This is a genomic window from Mesorhizobium sp. M7A.F.Ca.US.007.01.2.1, assembly GCF_003998165.1.
Lineage (GTDB): Bacteria > Pseudomonadota > Alphaproteobacteria > Rhizobiales > Rhizobiaceae > Mesorhizobium > Mesorhizobium ciceri.
Genome location: NZ_RZQP01000284.1, coordinates 1 through 6,896 on the forward strand (window position 1 = coordinate 1; position 6,896 = coordinate 6,896).

Annotated in this window: 7 protein-coding genes; 4 read left to right on the forward strand and 3 right to left on the reverse strand. The window is 63.5% G+C overall.

Annotated features, from left to right (window positions below; translation table 11 throughout):
• The 3 genes from EN949_RS31120 to EN949_RS31130 all read left to right on the forward strand — a co-directional run.
• Window positions 1-980, forward strand: a 980-nt coding sequence (locus tag EN949_RS31120) for a YcjX family protein (RefSeq protein ID WP_127371881.1), incomplete at its 5' end; no start/stop codon positions are given.
• On the forward strand, window positions 977-2,068 hold the full coding sequence (locus tag EN949_RS31125; RefSeq protein WP_127371479.1) for a YcjF family protein: 1,092 nt from the start codon (window positions 977-979) through the stop codon (window positions 2,066-2,068). The genes EN949_RS31120 and EN949_RS31125, both read left to right, overlap by 4 nt.
• Before the next feature lie 135 nt (window positions 2,069-2,203).
• Window positions 2,204-2,758, forward strand: coding sequence for a hypothetical protein (locus tag EN949_RS31130; RefSeq protein ID WP_024503535.1), 555 nt, complete (start codon window positions 2,204-2,206; stop codon window positions 2,756-2,758).
• Between the two features lie 111 nt (window positions 2,759-2,869).
• Here the strand turns inward: EN949_RS31130 and EN949_RS31135 are convergent, their stop codons facing one another.
• The 3 genes from EN949_RS31135 to EN949_RS31145 all read right to left on the reverse strand — a co-directional run bounded on the left by EN949_RS31135 (window position 2,870) and on the right by EN949_RS31145 (window position 5,577).
• The gene (locus tag EN949_RS31135) at window positions 2,870-3,136 is read right to left on the reverse strand and encodes a hypothetical protein (protein WP_013531867.1); all 267 of its coding nucleotides are present in this window, start codon (window positions 3,134-3,136) and stop codon (window positions 2,870-2,872) included.
• Window positions 3,137-3,318: 182 nt separating this feature from the next.
• Entirely contained in the window at window positions 3,319-4,527 is a 1,209-nt protein-coding gene (locus EN949_RS31140) for an MFS transporter (RefSeq protein ID WP_024503537.1), read from the reverse strand.
• A gap of 60 nt (window positions 4,528-4,587) precedes the next feature.
• Entirely contained in the window at window positions 4,588-5,577 is a 990-nt protein-coding gene (locus tag EN949_RS31145; RefSeq protein WP_063170228.1) for an AraC family transcriptional regulator, read from the reverse strand.
• Between the two features lie 160 nt (window positions 5,578-5,737).
• Here EN949_RS31145 and EN949_RS31150 point away from each other — a divergent pair.
• Window positions 5,738-6,896, forward strand: a 1,159-nt coding sequence (locus tag EN949_RS31150; RefSeq protein WP_206534979.1) for a monovalent cation:proton antiporter-2 (CPA2) family protein, incomplete at its 3' end; no start/stop codon positions are given.

The following is a 6,896-nucleotide window of genomic DNA, read 5'->3' on the forward strand; positions in this document are numbered from 1 at the left end:
TTCTGCCGGTGCGCGAGGACCTGTCGCAAGCCTGGCGGGCACTATCGGCCGGGATCGACCCGAACGCCGATGCCGACGAGATGACGGCGCGCCGCCTGGCCGAGAGTTTCGCCGCCTATCTGAAGGCCTGCAAGCTCGACGAGCGGGCGCTTTCGACCTTGCCGCCCGGCCGCTTCCTGATGCCGGGCGATCTCGAAGGCTCGCCGGCCCTGACCTTCGCGCCACTGGCCGGGATCGACGACAAGCGCCCGCGCGCAGGCTCGCTGCACGCCATGATGGACAGGCGCTATGAGGCCTACAAGACGCATGTCGTCAAACCCTTTTTCCGGGAACACATCACCCGCCTCGACCGCCAGATCGTGCTGATCGACGCTATGCAGGCGCTGAACGCCGGCCCGGGCGCCATGGCCGACCTGGAACGCGCGGTGACCGAGATCCTCAGCTGTTTTCGCCCCGGCCGGGGCAGCTTCCTCACCGATCTGTTCTCGCGGCGCATCGACCGCATCCTGGTTGCGGCGACCAAGGCCGACCATCTGCACCACGAAAGCCATGACCGCCTGCAGGCGATCGTGCGGCGGCTTGCCGACCGCGCCGTGGCACGGGCGAATTTCACCGGCGCCGATGTCGATGTGGTCGCCATGGCGGCGGTGCGCGCGACGCGCGAAGGCACCGTCAGGCAAGGCCGGGAGACGCTTCCCGTCATCATCGGCACGCCGATAGCCGGTGAGAAGATCAACGGCGAAACCTTCGATGGAAAAACTGAAACAGCCATATTTCCCGGTGACTTACCGGAGAATATTGACGCGGTGTTCGATGTTTCGGGAGCCGATCACAGGCAGGACTCCGCGGACCCTGCAATCCGCTTCGTCCGTTTCCGTCCCCCAAAGCTCGAACGCACGGCCGAAGGCGTCACGCTGTCGCTGCCGCATATCAGGCTCGACCGTGCCTTGCAGTTCCTGATCGGAGATCATCTGGCATGACCGCGCCCCGCAAGCCGGCGGCATTCCGCATCGAACCGGAAGCCCCACCGAGACAAGAGGCCCCTGAGCCGCGCAACATCCAGGCCGACACCCAGCGCAAACCCCGCGCGATGAGAACCGATGTCGCGATGGTCATACCGGCGGAAGTCGATGTCTTCGACGAGCCCGACATCATTGCCGCGGAGCCGCCACCAGCCGTCGCCCCCAGGAAACGCTCGCTGCTCGGCAGCATCTTCTTCGGTGCCTTCGGCGTGCTGGTTTCGCTGGCGGTCGGCCTGTGGACCGACCAGCTCATACGCGACCTCTTTGCGCGCGCTGAGTGGCTGGGCTGGCTGGCCGCCGGCATGGCCGCCATCGCCGTGCTGGCGCTTGTGGTGATCCTGATTCGCGAATTCCTGGCGATCGCCCGCCTCGCCGAGGTCGAAAAGCTGCAGAAGCGGGCGCTCGATGCGATCGCCCGCGACGATCCCAAGGCGGCACGATCGGTCGTCGACGAATTGTCGGCCTTTGTCTCGACCAAACCCGAGACCGCGGCCGGCCGGCGCGCGCTGGCCGAATTGCGCGGCGAAATCATCGACGGCGGCAATCTCGTGCGCCTGGCGGAGGCTGAAATCCTCGGACCACTCGATGCCAGGGCGAAAGTGATGATTCTCGAAGCCGCCAAACGCGTTTCGCTGGTGACGGCGGTCAGTCCACGCGCACTGGTCGATGTTGCCTATGTCGTGTTCGAGGCCGGGCGGCTCATTCGGCGCCTGTCGGAACTCTATGGCGGACGGCCGGGAACGCTGGGTTTCTTCCGCCTGGCGCGCAGCGTTCTGGCGCATCTGGCGGTCACCGGTTCGATCGCGGTCGGCGACAGTTTCGTCCAGCAGATCGTTGGCCACGGCCTGGCCGCGCGCCTTTCGGCCAAGCTTGGCGAGGGCGTCGTCAACGGCATGATGACGGCGCGCATCGGCATCGCCGCGATGGAGACGGCTCGACCCCTGCCCTTCAGCGCCGCCAAACGTCCCGGATTGGGCGACTTCCTCTCGGCGCTGACATCGTTCGCAACCAGGAAAGACGGTGCAACGACCCCCTCCGGCAAGTGAGCCGGGCTGGAGTGTCCGGGCATTCGGAATCGTTACCGGACTGCTCTGCGGCGGCCCCGCGGTGACGAAGCATTAACCAATCTTGTTCATGGTCAGGCCGGTTCCAAACAGCATCTTTGTTGCCGGGTGTCGTCGATGAAAAGCGTAATTCTATCCAGCGTCCTGTCCCTGGCAACGGTGATTACGACAGTCGTCGGCATTGCCGGAGTGGCCTCTGCGGCGGAGCCGGACAAGCAGTTCTTCCAGTCTGCCGAAGGCAAGTGGATCGGTCCCGGCGAAATCGTCGCCGGCAAGTACAAGGGCACCAAGTTCAACTGCAGCTTCACCGGCTCGACGCCCGACGGCAAGGTCGGCATGTCGCTCGACGGCGGCTGCCGGGTCGGTATGTTCACCCAGCCAATGTCGGCCAAGATCGAGCGCAAGGGCCGCGAGGGCTACAAGGGCAGCTTCATGGGTGGCGCGACCGGTTCCGGCCTCGACATCATCGGCGGCAACGTCGTCGATCCCCGCAAGGTGGTCTTCACCATCAACCGCAACCAGCTGCGCGGCGTCATGCAGGCTCGCATCCCTGACGACAATTCGATGACGGTGACTATCGCCGTGCGCGTCAACGACCAATTGGTGCCGGTGATCGGCATGAGCCTGAAGCGGGTCGACGCGGTCGAAGTCGGTTCCATCGCGCCGAACTGAAATCGCGCCGAACTGAAAAATCCGAAGAAAAAGGCGGCGACCCAACGGTCACCGCCCTCTCACTTGAGCCCATCGAATCAGGCGCTTAGGCCTTGATCTCAAATCAGGGTGTCAGCCCTTGATCGCGGCCGTCACTTCGTCATAGGCCTTGCAGGCGTCGGCCAATGTCGTGGCGCCCTGATACTTGGTTGTCACCGCCTGGACCTTGGCGGTCAGATCAGCCGCCTTGGCCGGGTCCTTGGTGATCGCCTCCTGAAGTGCTGCAGCCATGTCCTGCGCCTTCTTGGTCGCGATCTCCGCCGTGCACTCAGGCGCCTTCGAGCAAGCCGAACCGGCAAGCACCGCCAGGCCGACGGCAACAAACAAAAACTTCTTCATGTCAGTCATCTCCTCAAAAAGGGCGCGACTTGATCGTCGATCACCCTCCAATGGCCGAAGCCGAGCGTCCTTAGCCTTCGATTGCGGCAAGATGCAACGTGTTCCCGGCCTCAACTTGTGTATCGCGCCTGCAACATCGCTGGCGGCAGGATTTGAGGCTACTGTGTCGGCGGCTGCAAAGTTCAGCTGCGAGGCTGCAGCAGCGCCAAGACGGCGGTCGATGCGGCAAGGATAGCAGTCAGAGTCAAAGGCCCAGTCGCGCCATAGGTGTCCACGACATAGCCGCCGACAACCGCGCCGATGGTGATGGCAATTTGGAAAGAGGTGACCATCAGGCTGCCCGCTGCCTCCAGCGCATCAGGCGCCGCGCGCGACATATTGGTCGGCAGCACCACCGGCGCCATGCCAAAGGCGAAACCCCACAGCGTAACGAAACCGAAGGCAACGCCGATATGCGAGCCCCAAAGCACCAAAGTAAGTGCCGCAACCGCCATCAACGCCGCGGTGACTGCGAGGGCCATGTGGATGTTGGTGTCGGCCATGCGGCCGCCGGCAACATTACCGATCACGGCAGCGATGCCAAACCCGAGCAGAGCCAAGGCAATCGGTCCGGTTGTAAGGAGTGTCACCTGTTCGAGGAAGGGACGCACATAGACCGAGCCGGCAAAATGCCCCGTCATCAGCAAAAGGATAGCCAACATGCCGAGTTGGATGCCGCGCCGCCGGGTCAGCCGAAATACATCTGCAAGGCTGTTGCTTGCCGTTGCGGGCAAGGTCGGCAGGCTGAGAAACTGCAGCAGCATGGCAAGCGCGGCCAGCCCCGCCGTCATGGCCATGGCACTGCGCCACCCTATCCAGTCACTGATCAACGCGCCCATCGACGGTGCGGCAATGGTTGCGAGCGAGACGCCCAGGGTGACGATCGCCATGCCCCGACCTGTCGCGCTGGCGCCAACCAGCCTCGCCACAACGGCGACCGAAAGTGCCCAGAAAGCACTGAGAGCGATTCCCAGCCCGGCCCGGCCCAACAGCAACAGCCAGAAATCGGTCGCCAGCGCCGCCAGGACATTGGAACCGACAGCAAGAGCACTGAGACCAACCAGCACCGCCTTGCGGTTCAAGCGGCCGATGAGAACATTGCTCAACATGGCCGTCACGGCGCCGACGGAAGCGGTGGCGGTGACGACCTGTCCGGCCGTCCCCTCGCTGATGCCGAGATCGCGTGCCATTGGCGTCAGCAGACCTGCGGGCAGGAATTCGGCCGACACCAAGGCAAAGCTGGTGGCCGCCAATGAAATCACCGCGAACCAGGTGGCTGCGCTCCACGCGGCTGGTGCATCGGCATCAAGGCCAGTCGCGGCGTCTTCAAGCTGTAATGTTGTGTCAGTCACGGAAAGATCTCCAAAGTTTGGAGGTCTTAAATAGGCGAGTCCGCTCGGATGATATGTATCTTAGAATCCGAAATTCATATCCATTCGTCCGGGAATTGTGCGACGCACAACGCCCGGCGAGACATTGGTGATGCGCTTGAACGCGCGCGCGAAGGATGCCTCTGAATCATAGCCCAAACGGGTAGCGACTTCGGCAACCGACAAGCCGTTTTGGCCCAGCAATTCGCGGGCAAGCTGCATGCGCAGGCGGGCGAGATAGTGTGCGGCACCCTCCCCCAATACCGCACTGAAACGCTCGGCGAAAATCGAGCGCGATTGGCCTGCCACGCCGGCCAGGCTTCCCAGCGTCCAGTTGTGGCCGGGGTCGCGGTGCATGGCCGCCAAAGCGCGGCCTATATGGGGGTCGCGGATGGCTGCGAGCCAACCGGTGGTCGAGGCTCCGTTGCAATTGACCCAGCAGCGTATGAGCCGGGCCGTCAGCAAGTCGGCCATACGCGACAGAATCGTGGCGCTGCCCATCTGCGGCTGCGAGGCCTCCACCGTCATGGCCGCCAGCAAAGGACCGACGACCGGGTCATTGCCGGCCACGTCGCAACCCTTGATGACAGGCGGCATCAACGTGATCAATGGGTTGAGCGCATAGGAGTCCAAGGCCATGGAGCCGCAGAAAAGGGTGCTCGTCGCGCCCGTTCCTTGCCGTACCACTTCGCAGACGTTGCCCCCCAACTTGATTACCTGGCAACCTTCGAGCGAGCCCCCTGCAACGTCCGGCGCGCTCGCCAGCCGATGGGCGATGCCTTGCGGCAGCAGCACCAGATCGCCATCGCGCAGCTCCTGCCAACCTTGCGATTCAGTATGAATCCAGCATGGGCCCTGGCCGACAAAGTGAAACCGAAGCAGCTGTTGTTGCGGAAAGTCTATGCTCCATGGGTGCCGGAGTTCGCAGCGGCCATAGTTGACACCACTCAAGCGAAAGTCTTGCAGAACTTCGCTGAGCGCATCCATCGGGATATGTGGCGGCGAGGACGGCCGGGACGAATGGTCAAACATATACGCAATATAGATGCCGAACGTCCGGCAGGCAAGCGGGGACCGTTGTTCCACCAGGTCAATCACTGCAACGGCACCCTACCCTTTCCGGCAGATTTCTCGCCTTGCCTCCCGCTCCAACTGCATGCAAGGAGTGCTGCAAGACACAGGGACAAGAGGCATGGCGGCGGAAGCATCGGGCGGTGATCTGGTTCAGGTGGTGGCGCTGCTTGCTGCCGGTGTCGTCGCCGTTCCCATCTTCAAGCGCATGGGCCTCGGCTCGATCCTCGGCTATCTGGCTGCCGGCGTGGTGATCGGCCCGTTCGGCCTCGGCGTCTTTTCCGAATCGGAAGCCATTCTTCATGTCGCCGAACTCGGCGTGGTGATGTTCCTGTTCATCATCGGGCTGGAAATGCAGCCATCGCGGCTCTGGGGCCTGCGCCGCGAGATCTTTGGCCTCGGTGCGTTGCAGGTCGGCGTCTGCGCGCTCCTGCTGACCGGGGTCGGCATGGCTGGAGGGTTTCCAATCGCGCAATCCTTCGTCGCCGGCGCCGGCTTCGTGCTGACCTCGACAGCGATCGTCATGCAGCTTCTCGAGGAACGCGGCGAAATCGCCGCGCCGAAAGGCCAGCGCATCGTATCGGTCCTGCTGCTCGAGGATCTTGCCATCGTGCCGCTGCTGGCCCTGATCGCGTTTCTGGCGCCCGGCGGTGCCGACACCAGCCTATCGGAGCGGCTGACCGAGGTCGGCATCGGCCTCGCCGCGATCGTCGGCCTGGTTGTGGCCGGCCGTTATCTGCTCAATCCGTTCTTCCGCATCCTGGCGGATGCCCGTGCCCGCGAGGTGATGACGGCGGCGGCACTTCTGGTCGTTCTCGGATCCGCGCTCGCCATGCAGCTCAGCGGCCTGTCGATGGCGATGGGCGCCTTCCTGGCCGGTGTGCTTTTGTCCGAATCGACCTTCCGCCATCAGCTCGAAGCCGATATCGAACCGTTCCGCGGCATCCTGCTCGGTCTGTTCTTTCTCGCGGTGGGCATGTCGCTCGACCTGCATGTGGTCGCGGCGAACTGGCGGCTGATTGCCATCTATGTCGTCGCCTACATGGTGATGAAGGCATTCGGCATCTACATCGTCGCCCGTATCCTGAAAACCAGCCACCGCGAGGCGCTTGAGCGCGCGGTCTTCATGGCGCAAGGCGGTGAGTTCGCCTTTGTCCTTTATTCGGCGGCCGCGGCGGTCGGCATCATCGACGGCAACGCCAATGCGACGCTGACGGCGATCGTCATCATCTCCATGGTGCTGACGCCGCTGGCCATCATCGCCTTGCGCTATCTGACGC